The 18,725-nt window shown below is 73.8% G+C and carries 14 protein-coding genes and 2 pseudogenes; 6 read left to right on the top strand and 10 right to left on the bottom strand.

Annotated features, from left to right (window positions below; translation table 11 throughout):
• Positions 1-142: 142 nt before the first annotated feature.
• Complete coding sequence (locus ABD198_RS28095; protein ID WP_167997791.1) at positions 143-325, bottom strand: hypothetical protein; 183 nt, start codon at positions 323-325, stop codon at positions 143-145.
• A 246-nt stretch (positions 326-571) separates the two neighbouring features.
• On the opposite strand from ABD198_RS28095, the gene ABD198_RS28090 reads away from it, so the two are divergent.
• Positions 572-3,610, top strand: coding sequence for a DEAD/DEAH box helicase (locus tag ABD198_RS28090; RefSeq protein ID WP_425580571.1), 3,039 nt, complete (start codon positions 572-574; stop codon positions 3,608-3,610).
• A 5-nt stretch (positions 3,611-3,615) separates the two neighbouring features.
• Entirely contained in the window at positions 3,616-4,956 is a 1,341-nt protein-coding gene (locus tag ABD198_RS28085; protein WP_344007090.1) for an SWIM zinc finger family protein, read from the top strand.
• A gap of 85 nt (positions 4,957-5,041) precedes the next feature.
• On the opposite strand, the gene ABD198_RS28080 is transcribed toward ABD198_RS28085, so the two are convergent.
• A complete protein-coding gene (locus tag ABD198_RS28080) occupies positions 5,042-5,536 on the bottom strand; it encodes a hypothetical protein (protein ID WP_344007084.1) in 495 nt (164 codons plus the stop codon).
• A gap of 435 nt (positions 5,537-5,971) precedes the next feature.
• On the bottom strand, positions 5,972-7,138 hold the full coding sequence (gene xylA / locus ABD198_RS28075) for a xylose isomerase (RefSeq protein ID WP_344007082.1): 1,167 nt from the start codon (positions 7,136-7,138) through the stop codon (positions 5,972-5,974).
• 139 nt (positions 7,139-7,277) lie between these two features.
• On the opposite strand from xylA, the gene xylB reads away from it, so the two are divergent.
• Both xylB and ABD198_RS28065 read left to right on the top strand, forming a co-directional pair.
• Positions 7,278-8,723, top strand: coding sequence for a xylulokinase (gene xylB, locus ABD198_RS28070; RefSeq protein WP_344007080.1), 1,446 nt, complete (start codon positions 7,278-7,280; stop codon positions 8,721-8,723).
• 105 nt (positions 8,724-8,828) lie between these two features.
• On the top strand, positions 8,829-10,040 hold the full coding sequence (locus ABD198_RS28065; RefSeq protein ID WP_344007076.1) for an ROK family protein: 1,212 nt from the start codon (positions 8,829-8,831) through the stop codon (positions 10,038-10,040).
• Between the two features lie 148 nt (positions 10,041-10,188).
• On the opposite strand, the gene ABD198_RS28060 is transcribed toward ABD198_RS28065, so the two are convergent.
• The 6 genes from ABD198_RS28060 to ABD198_RS28035 all read right to left on the bottom strand — a co-directional run bounded on the left by ABD198_RS28060 (position 10,189) and on the right by ABD198_RS28035 (position 15,552).
• The gene (locus tag ABD198_RS28060) at positions 10,189-10,383 is read right to left on the bottom strand and encodes a hypothetical protein (protein WP_167997785.1); all 195 of its coding nucleotides are present in this window, start codon (positions 10,381-10,383) and stop codon (positions 10,189-10,191) included.
• Positions 10,384-10,497: 114 nt separating this feature from the next.
• The gene (locus tag ABD198_RS28055; protein WP_344007074.1) at positions 10,498-11,361 is read right to left on the bottom strand and encodes a phosphatidylinositol-specific phospholipase C/glycerophosphodiester phosphodiesterase family protein; all 864 of its coding nucleotides are present in this window, start codon (positions 11,359-11,361) and stop codon (positions 10,498-10,500) included.
• Positions 11,362-11,585: 224 nt separating this feature from the next.
• Positions 11,586-12,671: an acyl-CoA dehydrogenase family protein gene (locus tag ABD198_RS28050; RefSeq protein WP_344007072.1), complete on the bottom strand. Its 1,086-nt coding sequence runs from the start codon at positions 12,669-12,671 to the stop codon at positions 11,586-11,588.
• Positions 12,668-13,849 (bottom strand): acyl-CoA dehydrogenase family protein, encoded by a 1,182-nt coding sequence (locus ABD198_RS28045; RefSeq protein ID WP_344007070.1) that lies wholly within the window; start codon positions 13,847-13,849, stop codon positions 12,668-12,670. The genes ABD198_RS28050 and ABD198_RS28045 overlap by 4 nt, the downstream gene beginning before the upstream one ends.
• The gene (locus ABD198_RS28040) at positions 13,846-14,823 is read right to left on the bottom strand and encodes an NADPH:quinone oxidoreductase family protein (protein WP_344007068.1); all 978 of its coding nucleotides are present in this window, start codon (positions 14,821-14,823) and stop codon (positions 13,846-13,848) included. The genes ABD198_RS28045 and ABD198_RS28040 overlap by 4 nt, the downstream gene beginning before the upstream one ends.
• A 144-nt stretch (positions 14,824-14,967) precedes the next feature.
• The gene (locus ABD198_RS28035) at positions 14,968-15,552 is read right to left on the bottom strand and encodes a helix-turn-helix domain-containing protein (RefSeq protein WP_344007066.1); all 585 of its coding nucleotides are present in this window, start codon (positions 15,550-15,552) and stop codon (positions 14,968-14,970) included.
• A gap of 79 nt (positions 15,553-15,631) precedes the next feature.
• On the opposite strand from ABD198_RS28035, the gene ABD198_RS28030 reads away from it, so the two are divergent.
• A complete protein-coding gene (locus tag ABD198_RS28030) occupies positions 15,632-16,636 on the top strand; it encodes an NAD(P)/FAD-dependent oxidoreductase (protein ID WP_425580570.1) in 1,005 nt (334 codons plus the stop codon).
• 298 nt (positions 16,637-16,934) lie between these two features.
• A pseudogene (locus tag ABD198_RS30835) lies at positions 16,935-17,153 on the top strand (hypothetical protein); the annotation flags it as partial.
• 281 nt (positions 17,154-17,434) lie between these two features.
• Here the strand turns inward: ABD198_RS30835 and ABD198_RS28025 are convergent.
• A pseudogene (locus tag ABD198_RS28025) lies at positions 17,435-18,305 on the bottom strand (alpha/beta hydrolase).
• Positions 18,306-18,725 lie beyond the last annotated feature (420 nt).

The raw sequence follows: 18,725 nt of genomic DNA, 5'->3' as shown, positions 1-18,725 counted from the left end.
AAACGCATCCGCTGGGGCGGACGCCCCCTGGCCCCAGCAGCATGAAACCCGGCGAACCTATGCGGTCAGAGCACTAGGCGTGCCCTGCCCTCCGCGTTCTCCGGACCCGCGAACCCCTGGGCCCCTTCCCTTCAGCTCCTTCTCAGCGGCCGAGCTCCCGGCGGGAGACGCGGCGGAGCCTGCGCCGCTGGGAGGGGTCCAGGGCGAGGTAGGCCGCGGCCGGGACGCCGAGGATGATCAGGAGGGCGGCCCACCAGGGCAGCCATATGAGCAGGATGAGCCCGGCCGCCACGCCCCCCGCGGCGATCTTCGCGTTCTTCGACATGAGTGTCGCCTCCTTCGCGGCCCTTGCCGCTCTCTGTCGTGAAAACGGCTCCGCCTCGGCGCCGGTTCCTGGCCTCGTCCCTGAGACGACCCTGAAGTACGCCCCCTAGGGCTCCCTCAGCTCCTCCTCTCGTCCTCAGCCTTCATAGTGACCCCACTCACACAGGAGGCATAGCCGGTCGACGCCGAGCGTGGTGTAGCCTCGGCGACTCCGACAGTACTAGTCAAATTTGAGGACTCGGCCATCATCGCGCAGACGACTCCCCCCGTTCCGCCCTCCTCGTCCTCCGACCTGCCCCTGCTCGCCCACTGCTCCGCCGTGTTCCTGCCGGGCGACCCCGCCCGCAGCGGCCGCATCGCCTTCTGGCATCCCGACGGACCGCCGCCACCAACCCTCGAGCTGGGCCGGCTCGAGGAGCTGACCGTGGTCGCGCCCGGTACGGAGGGCGCCGAGCCGGTGACGGTGCCCGCGCTGCTGGTGCCGGTGCGTGCCGCCCTGCCCCTTCTCCTCCACGCGCGCACCTCCGGTCAGGGCCATCGGGCCACCGTCTTCTGGGGTGCCGCCGCCCTGCACGCCCTGCGGCTGGTGGCCCGCGGACTGCTGCTGCCCGGCCTCTCCCCCACCGATCACGACGCCTGGCGCGTGGGACCACTGGGCCCCGAGGACATCGAGGCGGTGCGCCGGCTGGCCGCCGCCATGCCGCCCGAGGCGCACGCCGTCCCCGTGGACTCCAGCGGGGCCCCCTCCGTCCCCGTGGACTCCGACGCGCCGCTGCGGCTGCCCGACCCGGAACGCCTGCTGCGCGCCTTCCTGGACGCCGTCGCCGACACCCTCCCCCGCAGCCCCGCCGCACCCCTGGTCACCGGCACCCCCGCCTACACCGAGCCGCGTCCGCAGCGGCTGCCGGAGCTGCGGGCCTGGGCCGCCGATGTCGCCGCGGGCCATGACGCGGGCGTCCGGCTCTCCCTGCGTATCGAGGTGGACGGCCTGACGGACCCGGCGGACGCCGCCGTGCCACCTGCCCATACACCGGACGAAACCAGCAACTCCCCTGACGACACCGCCACCCCGGACGGCAGCGCCGCCTCCGCGGACGACGGCATCACCTCACCCCCGGTGACCTTCCGTGCCGTGCTCCAGGTGCACAGCGTCAGCGACCCGACCCTCGTCTCGGATGCCGCCGACGTCTGGTCCACGGCCTCGAGCGGCACCTCCGGCGGCACCTCCGGCGGCGCCTTCGGCGCGGCCGAGCGCCGGGACGCCCTGCTGGCCCTGCGCCGGGCCGCCCGCGCCTGGCCGCCGCTGGCGCCCTTGCTGTCGACGACCGTCCCTGACGCGGTGGAGCTCGCCGACGAGGAGGTCGTCGATCTGCTCGGTGAGGGGGCGCGGGCGCTGGCCGGTGCGGGCGTGGAGGTGCACTGGCCGAAGGAGCTGACCCGGAGCCTGACCACCCGCGCGGAGGTCGGCCCCGCCGACGAGAAGCGGGAGTTCGGGCCGGCCGGTTTCGCTCAGGGGCCGTCGTTCCTGTCGGCCGGCGCGCTGCTGGCGTTCGACTGGTCGTTCGCCGTCGGCGGGCAACAGGTCACCCGGGAGGAGCTGGACCGGCTCGCCGAGGCCAACCGTCCGGTGGTGCGACTGCGTGACCAGTGGATGCTGATCGACCCTCAGGAGATCGAGCGCGCCCGCGCCCGCCGGGCCCACAAGGTCACGCCCGTCGAGGCGCTCGGCGCGGCGCTGACCGGCTCCGTGGAGGTGGACGGGCGGCGGATCGAGGTCCGGCCGACCGGATGGCTGGCGGCGCTGCGCGACCGGCTCGCGGAACCCGAGGGGCAGGAGCCGGTCGAGCCGCCGGCCGGGCTCGCCGCCACCCTGCGCGACTATCAGCGGCGCGGTCTCGACTGGCTGGCTCGTATGACCTCGCTGGGCCTCGGCTGCTGCCTCGCCGACGACATGGGTCTCGGCAAGACCATCACGCTCATCGCGCTGCATCTGCACCGGCAGAGCGATCCGGCGGCGGCCGGACCCACGCTGGTGGTCTGCCCGGCGTCGCTGATGGGCAACTGGCAGCGCGAGATCGAGCGCTTCGCGCCCGGCACCGCCGTGCGGCGCTTCCACGGGACGCGCCGCTCCCTGCACAGCCTGGCGGACGGCGAGTTCGTGCTCACCACGTACGGCACCATGCGTCTGGACGCCGGCCGGCTCTCCGGGGTCGACTGGGGGATGGTGGTCGCCGACGAGGCCCAGCACGTGAAGAACCCGTACGCCTCGACGGCCCGTCAGCTGCGGTCGATCGGCGCCCGCGCCCGGGTGGCGCTCACCGGCACGCCGGTGGAGAACAACCTGACAGAGCTGTGGGCGATCCTCGACTGGACCACGCCCGGTCTGCTCGGCCGGCTCGGCACCTTCCGCAGCCGGTACGCGGACGCCGTGGAGGCGGGCCGGGACCCGGCCGCGGCGGAGCGGCTGGCCAGGCTGGTGCGGCCGTTCCTGCTGCGCCGCCGCAAGTCGGACCCGGGGATCGCGCCGGAGCTGCCGCCGAAGACCGAGACCGATCACGCCGTGTCCCTCACGCAGGAGCAGGCGGGGCTGTACGAGGCCGTGGTGCGCGAGGCGCTGGCCGAGATCGCCGAGGCCGACGGGATGGCGCGCCGGGGCCTGATCGTGAAGCTGCTGACCGGTCTGAAGCAGATCTGCAACCACCCCGCGCAGTACCTCAAGGAGGAGCGCCCGGTGGTCGCGGGACGCTCCGGCAAGCTGGAGCTGCTGGACGAACTGCTCGACACCGTGCTCGCCGAGCAGGCGGGCGTGCTGGTGTTCACGCAGTACGTGGCGATGGCCAGGATCCTGGAGCGCCACCTGGCCGCACGGGGCGTTCCGGCCCAGCTCCTGCACGGCGGCACGCCGGTGGCCGTGCGCGAGGAGATGGTGCGGCGCTTCCAGGAGGGCGAGGTGCCGGTGTTCCTGCTGTCGCTCAAGGCGGCGGGCACCGGTCTGAACCTGACGCGCGCCGAGCATGTCGTGCACTACGACCGCTGGTGGAACCCCGCCGTCGAGGCGCAGGCGACGGACCGGGCGTACCGCATCGGCCAGACCCGGCCGGTGCAGGTGCACCGCATCATCGCCGAGGGGACCGTCGAGGACCGCATCGCCGCCCTGCTGGAGAGCAAGCGGGAGCTGGCCGACGCGGTGCTGGGCTCGGGCGAGGCGGCGCTCACCGAACTGACGGTCGCGGAGCTGGCGGACCTGGTGGCGCTGCGCGAGGACGAACGAGGGGGACGGCGATGACGGCGATGACCCGGTACGACGGTGAGCACGGCGGTGAAGGCGCCGGTGCGGAGCGGACGTTCGGCGCGCTGCCGCCCGCGCGGGGGCGGGCCTTCGCCCTGACCTGGTGGGGACGCGCCTGGCTGACCGCGCTGGAGAGCACGGCGCTGGATCCGGGGCAGCTCAAGGCGGGCCGCAGGCTCGCGCGGGCGGGCGCGGTCGGCGCGGTGTCCGTGCGGCCGGGCCGCATCACAGCGGTCGTCCAGGACCGCGACGGCACCGGGCACCGGGCGGATGTGCTGCTGCAGCAGCTGACCGACGAGCAGTGGGACCGCTTCGTGGACATGGCGGCCGAACGGGCCGGACATGTGGCGGCGTTGCTCGACCGGGAGATGCCGACGCATCTGGTGGAGGACGCGGAGCCGGCCGGGGTGGAGCTGCTGCCGGGGCTCGGCGATCTGGAGGCCGAGTGCGACTGCGGGGCCTGGGACCACTGCGCTCACACGGCGGCGCTCTGCTACCAGACGGCCAGGCTGCTGGACCAGGACCCGTTCGTCCTGCTGCTGATGCGGGGGCGGGGTGAACGCGCCCTGCTGGAGGCGCTGGAGTCGCGCGCCGGGACGTCGGGGCCGGGCGAACGACCCGCCGGGGCCGACGGGGCGCACGAGTCGAACGGGATGCACGGGGCGCACGACGGGCGCGGGGTGGACGCCGACGAGGCGTTCGCGACCGGGGCCGTCCTGCCTCCGCTCCCGGACCTTCCGGCGCTCCCGGCCGAGCCGGGCGCACCCCCGTCGCTGGACACGGAGACTCCGCCGCCCGCCGGGATCGACCCGGGCGCGCTGGAGTTCCTGGCAGCCCGGACCGCGGCGGAGGCACACCGGCTCCTCTCGGAGGCCCTGCGGGAGGGGCAGTCGGGCCGGCAGGAGCACCCGACAGTGCCCGGAGCGACCGTCGCTCAGGACGCGGTGCGGCTCGCCGCCGGGGAACCCGCGCCGGAGGTGGCAATCCGGCTCGCCGAGGGTTCGGGGCGCGGCAGGGAGGGGCTGGCTGTGGCGGTCCGTGCGTGGCAGCGGGGCGGGGCGGAGGCCCTGGAGGTGCTCGACGAGGAGTGGACGCTGGATTGGCACACCCTGGCCCGGGCGCGTGCCGCGCTCGACGCGGCCTGGGAGGAGAGCGAACGGCCACCTCTGAAGGCCCGCGGCAACCGGTGGACCGTCGTCGGCGCGCCCGTCCAGCTGCGCCTGGGCCGGGACGGGCGCTGGTGGCCCTATCGCAAGGAACGCGGCCGCTGGACCCCGGCGGGAGCGCCCGCCCAGGACCCGGCGACCGCGCTGGCGACGGCGGAGGGCGCCACCGGTCCTTAGGCGGAGCGCGCGCAGATCCCCAGGCCGAGCGCGCCGCCGGTCCCTGGACCGGAGGGCGCCGCGCCGGGCCCTTAGGCGGGGCAGGTCAGCGCGCGGCGGCCTCGCCCAGGGACGGCAGCAGGGACTCAAGGCCGCTCGGCAGATGGCTGGGGAATCCGGAGGGCCACGCCGTCGGGAAGCCGGACGGCAGCTCGGAGGGGAATCCCGACGGCAGCTCCGACGGGAGCTCGCTCGGGAACCCGGAGGGCAGCAGACCGCTGGGGAAGCCGGACGGGAGGTCCAGGGAGGGGCCGGGTGAGCCGTTGGTGCCCGTGCTGGTCGGCTCCGTGTCCGGGGAGTCGTCGTCACCGGTGGCGAACAGCACGATCAAGGACAGCGCCGTGACGGCCACGACCGCGGCGAGCAGCACGAACAGGATCCGGCGTCCGCCCGGCCCGTGCCCTCCCCCGTCCCCGTGGTCGTCGGGAGGTTCCGGCGGCGGTGCTCCGCCGTGGGAGGGCGGTCCGTAACCGCCGCCCGGAGGCGGCGCATCGCCCGGAGGTCCGGCCGGCGGCTGGGGCGGTACGGGTGGAGTGGCCATGGGCCCATGGTCGCCGCAGGCGGCGCGCGGCGCGAGGATGCCGCGCGCTACGGAGGTGTCACGGGGCGCCGCCGCACCCATGGGCACGCCTCGGCCACACGCCCGGCGCACACCCGCCCCGCCCGTCCACGCAACCGCGCAACCGCGCAACCGCGCATGCACACAACCGCACCCCGCACGCTGAGGCACCCGCCCGCCCGACATCCGGAGCCGACCCGCGACGACCGAAGCCGACACCCGACGTCGCGCCACCCCGACCTCACGCCAACCCGACAGCGAGCCCCGGCGGAACGTCACCCACCGGGGCTGGTTCACCCCCGTCCCCCACGCCCCGAACGCCGCACCCCCGCCCGGCACCAGACCGGGCGGAGGCGGACCACAACCGCAAGCGGAGGCGGACCGCAACAGCAACCGGACGCCCCCGGCGCGCGCCGGTCAGCCGCGGGCGCCCAGCAGGTGGTCCATGGCCAGCTGGTCGAGCCGCTCGAAGGCCATCCCGCGGGCCGCCGCGGCCTCCACGTCGAACTCCTCGAAGGCCGACCGGTCCTCCAGCAGTGCCTGGAGCCCGTCCGCGGCCGTCGGCCGGGCCAGCTCGTCCAGCCGGGCCGCGCGCAGCGCCTCCTGCACCTCCGGATCCGCCCGGAAGGCCGCCGCGCGCTCCTTGAGGATGAGGTAGTTGCGCATGCAGCCGGCGGCCGAGGCCCACACGCCGTCCAGGTCCTCGGTGCGCGGCGGCTTGAAGTCGAAGTGGCGCGGGCCGGTGTAGCCGGCCGACTCCAGCAGGTCCACCAGCCAGAAGGCGGACCGCACGTCGCCCGCGCCGAAGCGCAGGTCCTGGTCGTACTTGATGCCCGACTGACCGTTGAGGTCGATGTGGAAGAGCTTGCCCGCCCACAGCGCCTGGGCGATGCCGTGCGGGAAGTTCAGCCCGGCCATCTGCTCGTGGCCGACCTCCGGGTTCACCCCGTACAGCTCCGGCCGTTCCAGGCGCTCGATGAACGCCAGTGCGTGTCCGACGGTGGGCAGCAGGATGTCGCCGCGCGGCTCGTTCGGCTTGGGCTCGATGGCGAAGCGCAGGTCGTAGCCCTGGGAGGTGACGTACTCGCCGAGGAGGTCGAAGGCCTCCTTCATGCGGTCCAGGGCCACCCGGACGTCCTTGGCCGCGCCGGACTCGGCGCCCTCGCGCCCGCCCCAGGCGACGTACACCTGTGCGCCCAGCTCGACCGCGAGGTCGATGTTGCGGATGGTCTTGCGCAGCGCGTAGCGGCGCACGTCGCGGTCGTTGGCGGTGAAGGCGCCGTCCTTGAACACCGGGTGGGTGAAGAGGTTGGTGGTGGCCATCGGCACCTTCATGCCGGTGGCGTCCAGCGCCTGCCGGAACCGCTTGATGTGCTCCTCGCGCTCGCTGTCGCTCGAGCCGAAGGGGATCAGGTCGTCGTCGTGGAAGGTGACCCCGTAGGCGCCCAGCTCGGCCAGGCGCCGCACCGTCTCGGCGGGGTCGAGGGCGCGCCGGGTGGCGTCGCCGAAGGGGTCCCGTCCCTGCCAGCCGACGGTCCACAGGCCGAAGGTGAATTTGTCCTCGGGGGTGGGCTGGTGGCTCATGCCGCGGCTCCTTGGTCGCTGAGGCTATTTCGTCATGGCGATTTACAAATTAGTATGCGAGCGCACTCCTGGGAAGTCACAAGGTGTTCCCCATCCGTCCGTGACGCGTCCCGACCGAGCCCGGAAGAGGGAGAGACCGATGTCAGCAGCCGAGGGTCCGCTCGTCGTCGGCGTGGATACGTCCACCCAGTCCACCAAGGCGCTGGTCGTCGACGTGGCCACCGGCAGAGTGGTCGCGAGCGGTCAGGCGCCGCACACGGTGACCTCGGGCGCGGGCCGGGAGAGCGACCCGCGCCAGTGGTGGGAGGCGCTGTGCGAGGCGCTGCGGCAGTGCGGCGAGCCGGCGCACGAGGCGGCCGCGGTGTCCGTCGGCGGGCAGCAGCACGGCCTGGTCACCCTGGACGAGCACGGCGAGCCGGTGCGTCCGGCGCTGCTGTGGAACGATGTGCGCTCCGCGCCCCAGGCCCGCCGCCTCGTCGAGGAGCTGGGCGGCGCGAAGTTCTGGGCCGAGCGCACCGGCAGCGTCCCCACCGCCTCCTTCACGGTCACCAAGTGGGCCTGGCTGGCCGAGCACGAGCCGGAGTCGGTCCGCGCCACCCGGGCGGTACGGCTCCCCCACGACTATCTGACCGAGCGGCTCACCGGGCAGGGCACCACCGACCGGGGCGACGCCTCCGGCACCGGCTGGTGGGCCTCGGCGACCGAGACGTACGACGAGGAGATCCTCGCCCATGTGGGCCTCGACCCGGCGCTGCTGCCCCGGGTGGTGCGCTCCGGCGAGGTGGCGGGCACCGTCCGCGACAGCCACGACCTGCCGTTCTCCAGGGGCACCCTGGTCGCGTGCGGCACCGGTGACAACGCCGCGGCGGCCCTGGGCCTGGGTCTGCGGCCGGGCATGCCGGTGATGAGCCTGGGCACCTCGGGCACGGTCTACGCCGTCTCGCGCCGGCGGCCCGCCGACCCCAGCGGGACGGTGGCCGGTTTCGCCGACGCCCGCAGCGACTGGCTGCCGCTGGCCTGCACCCTCAACTGCACGCTCGCCGTGGACCGCGTCGCGGCGCTGCTGGGCCTGGACCGTGAGGCGGTCGAGCCGGGCGGTGGGGTCACCCTGCTGCCGTTCCTCGACGGCGAGCGCACCCCGAACCTCCCGCACGCCTCCGGCCTGCTGTACGGGCTGCGCCACGACACCACCGGCGGGCAGCTGCTCCAGGCCGCCTACGACGGCGCCGTGCACTCGCTGCTGGACGCGCTCGATCTCGTGCTCGACGAGGACGCCGACCCGTCGGCGCCACTGCTGCTGATCGGCGGCGGGGCGCGCGGCAGGGCCTGGCAGGAGACCGTGCGGCGGCTGTCGGGGCGTCCCGTCCAGGTGCCGGAGGCGAAGGAGCTGGTGGCGCTCGGCGCCGCGGCCCAGGCGGCCGGGCTGCTGACCGGGGAGGACCCGGCGGCGGTCGCCCGGCGCTGGAACACGGCGGTGGGGCCGGTGCTGGAGCCCGTGGAACGGGACGAGGAGACGCTGGCCCGGATCGCCGAGGTACGCTCCGACGCGGCGCCGCTGCTGGATCGCGCGGCGGACACGGACTGACGGCGCGGGCCGGCCCGGCCGCTCCACGGTGAACGCCGGCGGCGGCGCGGGCAGCACCGCGCGGCCGCCCCACCGGGGCACCACTGACCGAGGACTGACGGAGGCATGAGCGCACCGCTGCACGACGCACGACCCGCGGCCGGTCCGGGGCGGGCGCTGCCCGACACCCAGCAGGGGATGCGCCGCCGCAACCTGGCGCGCGTCATGCACACCGTCAGCGCCGAGGGGCCGCTGTCCCGGGCCGCCGTCGCCTCACGCATCGGTCTGACCCGCGCCGCGGTGTCCACCCTGGTGGACGAGCTGATCCGCTCCGGCCTGCTGGAGGAGCTGGGTCCGGAGCGGCCCCGCAGGGTGGGCCGGCCCGGCTCGGCGCTCGCGGTGAGCGGGCACGGTCCGGCGGGCATCGGCGCCGAGGTGGGGGTCGACCATCTCGCCGTCTGCGCGGTGGACCTGCGCGGCGAGGTCCGGGCGCGGGCGGTGCGGCAGACGGCGAACCGGGACCGGGCGCCCGAGTCCGTGATCGCTGAGCTGAGGGAACTGATCGACCAGGTCGTCGCCGAGGCGGACGGCGCGGGCCTGTGGCCGGCCGGGCTGGCCGTGGCCGTTCCCGGTCTGGTGGCGCGGGACGCCCGGACGGTGGTCCGCGCACCCAACCTCGGCTGGCAGGACACCGACCTCGCCGCCCTGCTCCCGGCGCGATGGCCGCTGACGGTGGGCAACGAGGCCAACTTCGGCGCGCTGGCCGAGCTCTGGCTCGGCAAGGGGGCGCCGCGCGACTTCCTCCATGTGTCGGCGGAGATCGGCATCGGCGCGGCCGTGGTCGTCGACGGGCGGCTGCTGTACGGCAACCGCGGCTTCGCGGGCGAGCTGGGCCATGTGCCGGCGCACCCGGACGGCCCCGCCTGCCCCTGCGGGGGCCGCGGCTGTCTGGAGCAGTACGCCGGTGAGGAGGCGGTGCTGCGCGCGGCGGGCCTGGAGCCCGGCGAGGACCGCGTGGGCCTGCTCGCGGGCCGCGCGGAACAGGGCGACCGGGCCGTGCGGGACGCCCTGCGCGACGCGGGGACCGCGCTCGGCATCGCGCTGACCGGCGCGGTGAATCTGCTCGACCCGGAGAGCGTGGTGCTGGGCGGCGCGCTGGCGGGCCTGGCCCCCTGGCTGCTGCCGTCGCTGCGCTCGGAGCTGGCCCGCCGTACCGCCGGGCCGGCCTGCCCCGTCACGGTCTCCTCGCTGGGCCCGGAGGGACCGCTGCTCGGCGCGGCGCACTCGGTGGTGCGGGGCGTCCTGGACGACCCGGCCGCCGTGTCCGAACGCGCCTGACACCCGGCACCGGTGCCCTGCGCGGGTCCACTGCCGCAGGCCGCCGTTGCCGATCTCCGCGCCCCGCACGGGCCCACGACCGCAAGCTGCCGCCCGCCCCTGGCGCCCCACGCGGGTCCACGAGCGCAAGCCGCTGCCGGCCGCGGGTCTACGGCCGCAGGCTGCTGACGATGTCCGCCGTCGCCGTGAGGCCGCTGTGGATGGTGGGGGCGATGCTGGTGCTGGCCAGGTAGAAGCCGAGCAGCAGACACACCAGGGCGTGGGAGAACTTCAGCCCGCCGTTCCGCAGGAAGATCACCGCCAGGATCCCGAGCAGCAGCACCACAGAGATGGAAATCGCCATCGTCTACCTCCTCCGCCACGTCCGCTTCGCGGCGTTCGGCCGCAAGTGTGGCGTAGCGGAGGGTTCGTCCGGGCAGCTGAGGTGTCCTCCGAACGTGTGGTGTCTGCGCCGGCGCTATGCCGGGCGGTAGGAGTCCAGGAAGGATTCCAGGCCCGCCAGGTCGTCGGTGTTGAGGAAGTCGACGTCCGCGGCGACCAGTTCACGCCACACCGCCTCGCGCTCGGGGCCCGGCAGGTCCGGGGTGGCCCAGAAGCGCACCTTCTGGCCGCGCGTGTGGGCGGTGCGCACGATCTGCCGCAGCTTCGCACGCTCGGCCTCCGGGAAGGCGCCGGACCCGAGCCAGGTGAAGTGCAGCGACCAGTTGTCGCTGATCAACGGCATGAAGGAGGCCGGTGCCGGGCCGCCGAGGTCGGCGAGCCGGCCGTCGTAGAAGGCTCGGCGCACCCGCTGCGCCTCCATCGGCAGCCGGGCGGCGCGGTCGCCGGAGATGACGGCGGTGACCGGTCCGGGCAGCACCCGGCCGTGCACATACGTGGTGAACAGGTGCCGGTAGCGGCGCAGTTGGCGGTCCAGTTCGAGGTAGGTGGACGAGCCCTCGGTCTTGATGTCGATGAGCAGCTGGAGCGGCCGGTGGTGTCCTCGGTGGACCGTACCGCGGTTGGCGCGCACCCGGGCGGCCAGGGGCTTGAGGTACCGGGACTCCAGGGTGCGGGACGGGTCGAGGTCCACGGGGTCGTGGGCGACGAGGAGTTGGTCGCCGACCAGGAAGATGTCGGCCTCGACGCTGCCGAAGCGGTGGTCGAGGGCGTCGAGGAGGGGACGGGGATGCTCGTAGTCGTTGTGGGCGTGGGCGCGCCACAACGGGCTTGGCCGGTGGCGCCGTTCACCGGCGAGCGCCTGGGTGGCGGGCAGCGCGAACGAACCGGCGAGGGCGGCGCCGAGGGTGGTGAGGGCTCTGCGGCGGGTGGTGAGGGCCATGCTCTGCCTCCCTGGTAGGGCCTGCGGGACCTCAAGGAGTATGCGGGCCGTCGGGTGCCAAACAGCAGAGCCGTGCGCGGAGTTGGCCGATCCGCCGCCGGGTGTTCACCTCACCGGCGCAGGGACCGCACAACGGGAACAGGGCAGAGGCCGCACAACGGGAACAGGGCGGAGCCCGCCCCCGGCGGGGACGGGCTCCGGCTCTCTCCGCGTGTGCTCGCGGGTCAGGGCGCCCGCAGGTCGACCAGTTCCGCCAGGGCCGCGCGGTGGGCGCCCGCGGTGCCGTAGGCGATCGAGTCGGCCTTGGCGCGCTTGAGGTAGAGGTGGACCGGGTGTTCCCAGGTCATGCCGATGCCGCCGTGCAGTTGCAGGGCCTCCTCGGCCGCGCGGACGGCGACGGGCGCCGCGTAGGCCTGCGCCACGGCGACCGAGACGTCGGTGTCCGCGCCGGTCGCCAGTGCGTCGGCGGCGGCTCGGGCGGCGGCGCGGAGGTTGACGACCTCGAGCCACAGCTGGGCGAGCCGGTGCTTGAGTGCCTGGAAGCCGCCGACCGGGCGGTTGAACTGCTTGCGGCCCTTCAGGTAGCGCACGGTTTCGGTCAAGGTCCAGTCGGCGAGCCCCAGTTGCTCGGAGGCCAGCAGTCCGGCACCGGCGCGCAGGGCGCGTCGTATCGCGGGCTCGGCGTCACCGATCCGGCGGCCGGGGGCGGCGTCGAGCCGCACCTCGGCGAGGGGGCGGGTGAGGTCCAGGGACGTCTGCGGGGTGATCGTGGCCGCGTCGGCGTCCACCGCGTACAGCCCGCCGTCGTCCGCCGGGACCAGCAGCACGTCGGCGACGGCGGCGTCCGCGACGCCGGTCACCGTGCCGCTCAGCGCCCCGTTCTCCGCCCGGACGGCCGTGAAGGCGCCGCCCGCGGCGGTGTGCAGCCCGACGGCGAGCGCTCCGATCTTCCGTGCGGAGGCCAGATCGCCGAGGAGTTCCGAACCCCCGTCGCAGGCGAGCAGCGCCTCGGTGGCCACGACCGCGCTGGTGAGGTACGGCACCGGAGCGACCGCGCGGCCCAGCTCCTCCAGGACGACGGCGGCCTCCCGGTGGGTGGCGCCCTGGCCGCCCCGGTCCTCGGGGACGAGCAGCCCGGCGAGGCCCATGCCGTCGGCGAGCGCCTTCCACAGCGACAGGTCGTGCGGGGTGTCCGTCTCGGCGCGGGCGAGCACGCCCGCCGCGTCGCAGTGGTCCGTGAGCAGGTCACGGACGGCGCCGCGCAGCGCCTCTTCCTCCTCCGAGTACAGAAGGTCCGGCTGTGTGCTCATCGGGCGAGGTCCTTCCAGGCGACGTCCTTGTCGGTGCGCGGCTCGGCCGGCAGGCCCAGCACGCGCTCGGCGACGATGTTCAGCAGGACCTCGCTGGTCCCGCCCTCGATGCTGTTGCCCTTGGCGCGCAGATAGCGGTAGCCGGCCTCGCGGCCGGTGAAGTCGACCTGCTCGGGGCGGCGCATGGTCCAGTCGTCGTACAACAGGCCCTCGGCGCCGAGCAGTTCCACCTCCAGTCCGCTGATCTCCTGGTTGAGGCGGGCGAAGCCGAGCTTCATCCCGGCGCCCTCGGGTCCGGGCTGTCCGGCGACGAGCTGCTGGCGCAGGCGTTCGCCGGTGAGGCGGGCGACCTCGGCGTCCACCCAGAGCTTGAGCAGCCGCTGGTGCAGCTCGTGGGTGCGCAGTTCGGGGCGTTCCCGCCAGGTCTTTGCGACGGGGCCGATCATGCCGCCCTCGCGGGGCAGCCGCATGCCGCCGATGGCGACGCGCTCGTTGTTCAGCGTGGTCTGCGCGACGCGCCAGCCGTCACCGACCTCGCCGAGGCGGCGCGAGTCGGGGATGCGGACGTCGGTGAGGAAGACCTCGTTGAACTCGGCCTCGCCGGTGATCTGGCGCAGCGGGCGCACCTCGACGCCGGGGTCGGTCATGTCGCACAGGAAGTAGGTGATGCCCTTGTGCTTGGGCACGTCCGGGTCGGTGCGGGCGATGAGGATGGCCCAGCGGGCGACATGGGCACTGGACGTCCACACCTTCTGCCCGTTGACCACCCACTCGTCGCCCTCGCGGACGGCGCGGGTGCCGAGGGCGGCGAGGTCGGATCCGGCGCCGGGCTCGCTGAACAGCTGGCACCAGACCTCCTCCCCGGTCCACAGCGGCTTCAGGAAGCGGCGCTTCTGCTCCTCGGTGCCGTACTGGAGGATGGTCGGCGCGGCCATGCCGAGGCCGATGCCGATGCGGCGGGGGTCGTTGTCGGGTGCCCCGGCGGCCTCCAGTTCGGCGTCCACGACGGCCTGGAGCGCACGGGGGGCGCCGAGGCCGCCGAGGCCTTCGGGGAAATGCACCCAGGCGAGTCCGGCGTCGAAGCGGGCGCGCAGGAAGTCGAGGCGGTCGGTGGCGGCGGGCGGGTGCGCCGCCAGGAACTCCTGGGTGCGGCGGCGCAGTTCGGCGGCGTCGGTCATGCGGCGGCTCCGTTCTCCAGCGAGGGCAGCACGGTGACGCGGCCGGTGGTGGTTCCGTCGGCGACGCGCTGGACGGCGTCGGCGGCGGCCGCGAGCGGGACGCGCTCGCTCACCAGCGGCTTGACGGCGCCGCGTGCGGCCAGTTCGACGAGCTGCTCGTGGCAGTGCTGGACCAGCTTCGGGTTCTTGGTGTTGTACAGGCCCCAGTGCAGGCCGAGGATCGAGTAGTTCTTCACCAGGGCGTGGTTGAGCGCGGGGCTGGGGATCTCGCCGCCGGCGAAGCCGACGACCACGATCCGCCCCTCGAAGGCGACGGTCTTGGCGGACTGGGCGTAGGCCTGGCCGCCCACCGGGTCGTAGATCACGTCGGCGCCGCGGCCCCCGGTGGCCTCCTTCACGGCGGCCACCACGTCCTGCTCGCGCCGGTCGATCACCACGTCGCAGCCCAGCTCGCGGGCGACGGCGGCCTTCCGGGCCCCGCCGACGACGCCGATGACGGTGGCGCCGGCCGCCTTGCCGAGCTGCACGGCCGCGCTGCCGACGCCGCCGGCCGCGGCGTGGACGAGCAGCGTCTCCCCGGCCTCGAGGCGGGCCCGCCGGTGCAGGCCGAACCAGCCGGTCTGGTAGCCGATGTGCAGGGCCGCCGCCTCGGCGTCGTCCAGCGCGTCGGGGGCGGGCAGCAGGGCCCTGGCGTCGGCGACGGCGTACTCGGCGAAGCCGCCGTGGGGCAGGGCCGGGTTGGCGATCACGCGGCGGCCGTCCTCGGTCTCGCCGCAGATCTCCACGCCCGGCGTGAAGGGCAGGGGCGGCCTGACCTGGTAGAGGCCCCGGCACATCAGCGCGTCGGGGAAGTTGATGTTGGCGGCGCGCACCTTCAGCAGGACCTGACCCTCGCCGGGGACCGGCTGCTCCACGTCCGCGAGCCGCATCACCTCACCCGGCTCACCGTTCTCGTGCACTTGCCATGCCTGCATGCGGGCCTCCACGGGGGACTGCTTCGTCGGACCGGGTCGGTTGGCATACTAAGCGGTCGCTTGCCCGTGAGGGAACAGCCCGCGGCATCTTCGGGAGCCGGCCGGGCTCCGGGCCGGCGGATCAGGCCGGCCTCGGCCGCGAGGTCACGCCGGTTTCGGCCGCGCCCGCACGTGCATCCGCTCGCCCTGCGGGCCGAAGAGGCTGAGGAACTCCACCGGCCCCTCCCCCGTCGATCCGAACCAGTGCGGCACACGCGTGTCGAACTCCGCGGCCTCGCCCGCGGTCATCACCACGTCGTGCTCGCCGAGCACCACCCGCAGCCGCCCGGACAGCACATACAGCCACTCGTAGCCCTCGTGCGTGCGCGGCTCGGGCTCCTCCGTGCTCTGCGGCACCAGCACCTTGAAGGCCTGGAGCCCTCCGGGCTGCCGGGTGAGCGGCCAGTAGGTGCGCCCGTGCCGCACCAGCGGCTTGGTCCGCACCCTCGGATCCCCCACCGGGGGCGCGCCGACCAGTTCGTCCAGCGCCACCTGGTGCGCCCGCGCGATGGGCAGCAGCAGCTCCAGGCTGGGCCTGCGCCGCCCGGACTCCAGCCGCGACAGGGTGCTCACGGAGATCCCGGTCGCCTCGGACAGCGCGGCCAGGGTCACCTCCCGCTCCTTGCGGATCCGGCGCAGCCTGGGGCCCACATTCGCGAGAACGTCGTCCGTCTCGTCCGTCGTCGTCATGCCGGACATTGCAGTTCCGGCAAAGATGTTTGTCAACGCGGCAGGTGCCGGGCGACCGTCGGGCGTGGAGGTGGTCGGCATGACCGACAGCAAGGGACCGATCGACATGGGATCGAAATCGAAGGGGCACGCCGGCGGGCGGTACGACGTGGCCGTCGTCGGAGGCGGCGCAGCAGGGTTGTCCGCCGCGCTGGTGCTGGGCCGGGCCCGGCGCCGGACGCTGGTGGTGGACGCCGGGGAGCCGCGCAACGCGCCCTCCTCGCACATGCAGGGCTATCTGTCGCGGGACGGCATGTCCCCGGCCGAGTTCCTCGCGGTGGGCCGGGAGGAGATCGCACGATACGGGGTCGAGCTGGTGCGGGGCCGGGTGACGGACGTGGCGCGGGACGGGGACTTCACCGTCTCCCTGGAGGACGGGCGCGAGGTGCGCGCCCGGCGCCTGGTTGTCGCCACGGGGCTGCGGGACGAGCTGCCCGGTGTCCCCGGTGTCGCCGAACGGTTCGGCCGGGACGTGCTGCACTGCCCGTTCTGCCACGGCTGGGAGGTGCGGGACGAGCCGTTCGGCGTGCTGGCGTCCGGCGCGGCGAGCGCGCACCAGGCACTCATGGTGTCCCAGTGGTCCAAGGACGTGACCTTCTTCCTGCACACGGTCGCCGAGGAGGAACTGACCGACCAGGACCGGCGCAGGCTGTCCGCCGCCGGCGTGAAGCTGGTGCCCGGCGAGGTCACCGAGCTGGTCATCGAGGACGACCGGCTCACCGGGGTCCGGCTCTCCGACGGCTCCTTCCACGCCCGCTCCGTCCTCTACGTCGCCCCGCGCCCCGTGCCCCGGACGGGCCTGCTGAAGCGGCTGGGCGCGCAGATGGACGAAACCCCGTTCGGCACGTACCCGGTGGTCGACGCCACCGGCCTGACATCGGTGCCGGGAGTCTGGGCGGCGGGCAACGCCATCGGCTTCTCCGAGCAGGTGATCCACGCAGCGAGCGGCGGCTACCGAGCCGCCGCGGCAATCGTGGGCGACCTGCTGATGAGCGAGCTGGACGCCGCGGCCGTCTGCCGCGGCCGTCTATCCGGCGCGCCGTAGCCCCCGGCGGCCGGCAGCCGTCCGTGGCCGGAACGTGGTGCGGAGCCGGCAGGGCGGACGCCGGGCGGTGGGGGAATGGCCCCGTGCCGCTGGTGATCGGACCGGTGTCACCACGACTCCCCGCCGCGCGATTCGGCACAACCGCAGAGCTTCGGGCCACCGCAGAGCGGTCCCGGCCTCGGGGGACAACGGAACAGCCATGAGCGCCAAGCCGTGATCTTGACCGCCTAGAAACGACTTTCCGAAGTGTGAAGCCCCGGCCGGGAGTCCGTGCCGCACCCGAGGCGGAAAGACGGCGACGAAGTACCACACCGCCCGCTTCATCCTCGTTCCCGCGCTCCGCGAGGAGTTGGAGGTGCCAGTGCCCGGAAGATCGCGGGACGGGGCGGCCGTGGATGCCGGGCCCGCCCGTCGAGACGGTGCCGGCCGCCGCGGCGGCCAAGCCGATCCGGATCGGGTACGCCCGATAGCCGGGCATGAGACGTGTCCGGTCGATCGATGTCGACTGCGCGCCTGACGGTTTGCCGCCCACGCCGACGGGAGTGCGCGAGGCCGTGTCTCACGTAATCGACCTCTAGGGCCTGTCGTTTGGATCAGCCTGCGGGAATCGCCGGCGCCTTGTCAGCACCGGTGAGCGGGGTCTGGTGCGTGCAGCTGCAAGGCGGAGGAGGGTTGCCGATGCGGAGCATCGGCAACCGACGACAACGCCGCAGATGTGCGTGCCAGACCCCGCGCCCGCGGGCTGATCCAAACGACAGGCCCGAGGGCTGGGATCCTTCGAGGACCGCGGTCGGGTCCCTACGATTGTGTAATCCGGTCGCGCAGCCAGGAGTCGACGCCGCTGAGTGCCGTCCTGGCCATTGCCGTGGGGTGGCCCGTGAAGCCGTGGGGTGATTCGGGGTAGATCCGGAGCTCGACGTCATTGCCGGCCGCTGACAACCGACCCGCCAGCGCAAGGTTGTCTTCCAGCAACACGTCTGCGCTGCCGACGATCAGCAGCGTTGGGGGAAGCCCCCGAAGATCGCCGTAGATGGGAGAGATGTCGGGAACGGTGCGGTCTTCCACATGGCCGACGTACGCCTGGATGAAGTATTCGTCCGTGATGCGGCGACCGGCCGGGGTTCGTGCGCTCAAGTCGTAGGTGCCGAATTGGAGTGCAGCGCCGGTGAATCGGCCAACGGCACCTTTGTCTCCCAGCCGGAGCAGGGTCGCCAGAGCGAGTGTGGCTCCCGCGGAGCTCCCGCCGATCGCGAGTCGGGACGTTCCGAAGCGGGCATCGGCTTCTTCGACGAGCCAGAGCGCCACTGCTTCACAGTCGTCGGGTGCCGCGGGCCAGGGGTACTCAGGGGCCAGCCGGTAGTCGACGCTGACAACGGCGAGGTACAGGGCGTCTGCGAGCTCGCGGTTGCGTCTGTCTCCTCGCGCTGCGGAGTCCATGTAGAAGCCGCCGCCGTGTATGTCCAGGTAGACGCCCCGCGGCGGACCGTCGACAGATCCTGACAGGGACGCGCGCTTCCGCGGCTTCGATCGTCTCTTCGATGGCAGGCGGATCGGCGGCAGTAGGAGCAGACCTCTTCGATCGGGCTTCCTTCAGCTCCTCCAGTGAGCTGGGGCCACGGCCTGCCGCTTGGGTGGCCTGCGCGCAGCGGGCCGAGTCGCTCATCCCCATCAGGGGCTTGTCGGTGTCCGGGGTGCCGGCGAGTTTCCGGCACAACGCCTTGCTCGGGCCGGAGAACCAGCAGTAGTTGCCGACGCCGACGTGGAGGGTCTTGGCCTTGGCTTTCAGGGACGCGCTCGACGCGGCGGTCGTCGATGACGGTGACCGGTCCGGCGTCGTGCCGGTCCAGGGCCTGGTCGGCGGTCTTGAAGGCGATACGCCTCTGGAGACCACTGGCGGTCACCACCGGGCTGGACCCCTCGGAGAGCCGGTGACAGTTGAATACGCAAGCCCGCCAGTAAAGGCCGGCTCCCGTGCTGGACGCGAGTGATGGGCCACCGACTTAGAGGATGTCTCACGTGGTGGCTTTGGCGAGCTTCTTGTAGCAGGTCAGCGCGGCCGCGAGGCCCAGGAAGGCGAGGAAGTGGCTGC

Source organism: Streptomyces thermocarboxydovorans (assembly GCF_039524635.1).
Taxonomy (GTDB): domain Bacteria; phylum Actinomycetota; class Actinomycetes; order Streptomycetales; family Streptomycetaceae; genus Streptomyces; species Streptomyces thermocarboxydovorans.
This window is presented reverse-complemented; position numbering and strand designations above follow the sequence as displayed.

What these genes read in the sequence shown, in the direction of transcription:
- ABD198_RS28095 (WP_167997791.1), bottom strand. Translation starts at nt 325, where the DNA reads ATGTCGAAGAACGCGAAGATCGCCGCGGGGGGCGTGGCGGCCGGGCTC.
- ABD198_RS28085 (WP_344007090.1), top strand. Translation starts at nt 3,616, where the DNA reads ATGACCCGGTACGACGGTGAGCACGGCGGTGAAGGCGCCGGTGCGGAG.
- ABD198_RS28080 (WP_344007084.1), bottom strand. Translation starts at nt 5,536, where the DNA reads ATGGCCACTCCACCCGTACCGCCCCAGCCGCCGGCCGGACCTCCGGGC.
- xylA (WP_344007082.1), bottom strand. Translation starts at nt 7,138, where the DNA reads ATGAGCCACCAGCCCACCCCCGAGGACAAATTCACCTTCGGCCTGTGG.
- xylB (WP_344007080.1), top strand. Translation starts at nt 7,278, where the DNA reads ATGTCAGCAGCCGAGGGTCCGCTCGTCGTCGGCGTGGATACGTCCACC.
- ABD198_RS28065 (WP_344007076.1), top strand. Translation starts at nt 8,829, where the DNA reads ATGAGCGCACCGCTGCACGACGCACGACCCGCGGCCGGTCCGGGGCGG.
- ABD198_RS28060 (WP_167997785.1), bottom strand. Translation starts at nt 10,383, where the DNA reads ATGGCGATTTCCATCTCTGTGGTGCTGCTGCTCGGGATCCTGGCGGTG.
- ABD198_RS28055 (WP_344007074.1), bottom strand. Translation starts at nt 11,361, where the DNA reads ATGGCCCTCACCACCCGCCGCAGAGCCCTCACCACCCTCGGCGCCGCC.
- ABD198_RS28050 (WP_344007072.1), bottom strand. Translation starts at nt 12,671, where the DNA reads ATGAGCACACAGCCGGACCTTCTGTACTCGGAGGAGGAAGAGGCGCTG.
- ABD198_RS28045 (WP_344007070.1), bottom strand. Translation starts at nt 13,849, where the DNA reads ATGACCGACGCCGCCGAACTGCGCCGCCGCACCCAGGAGTTCCTGGCG.
- ABD198_RS28040 (WP_344007068.1), bottom strand. Translation starts at nt 14,823, where the DNA reads ATGCAGGCATGGCAAGTGCACGAGAACGGTGAGCCGGGTGAGGTGATG.
- ABD198_RS28035 (WP_344007066.1), bottom strand. Translation starts at nt 15,552, where the DNA reads ATGACGACGACGGACGAGACGGACGACGTTCTCGCGAATGTGGGCCCC.
- ABD198_RS28030 (WP_425580570.1), top strand. Translation starts at nt 15,632, where the DNA reads ATGACCGACAGCAAGGGACCGATCGACATGGGATCGAAATCGAAGGGG.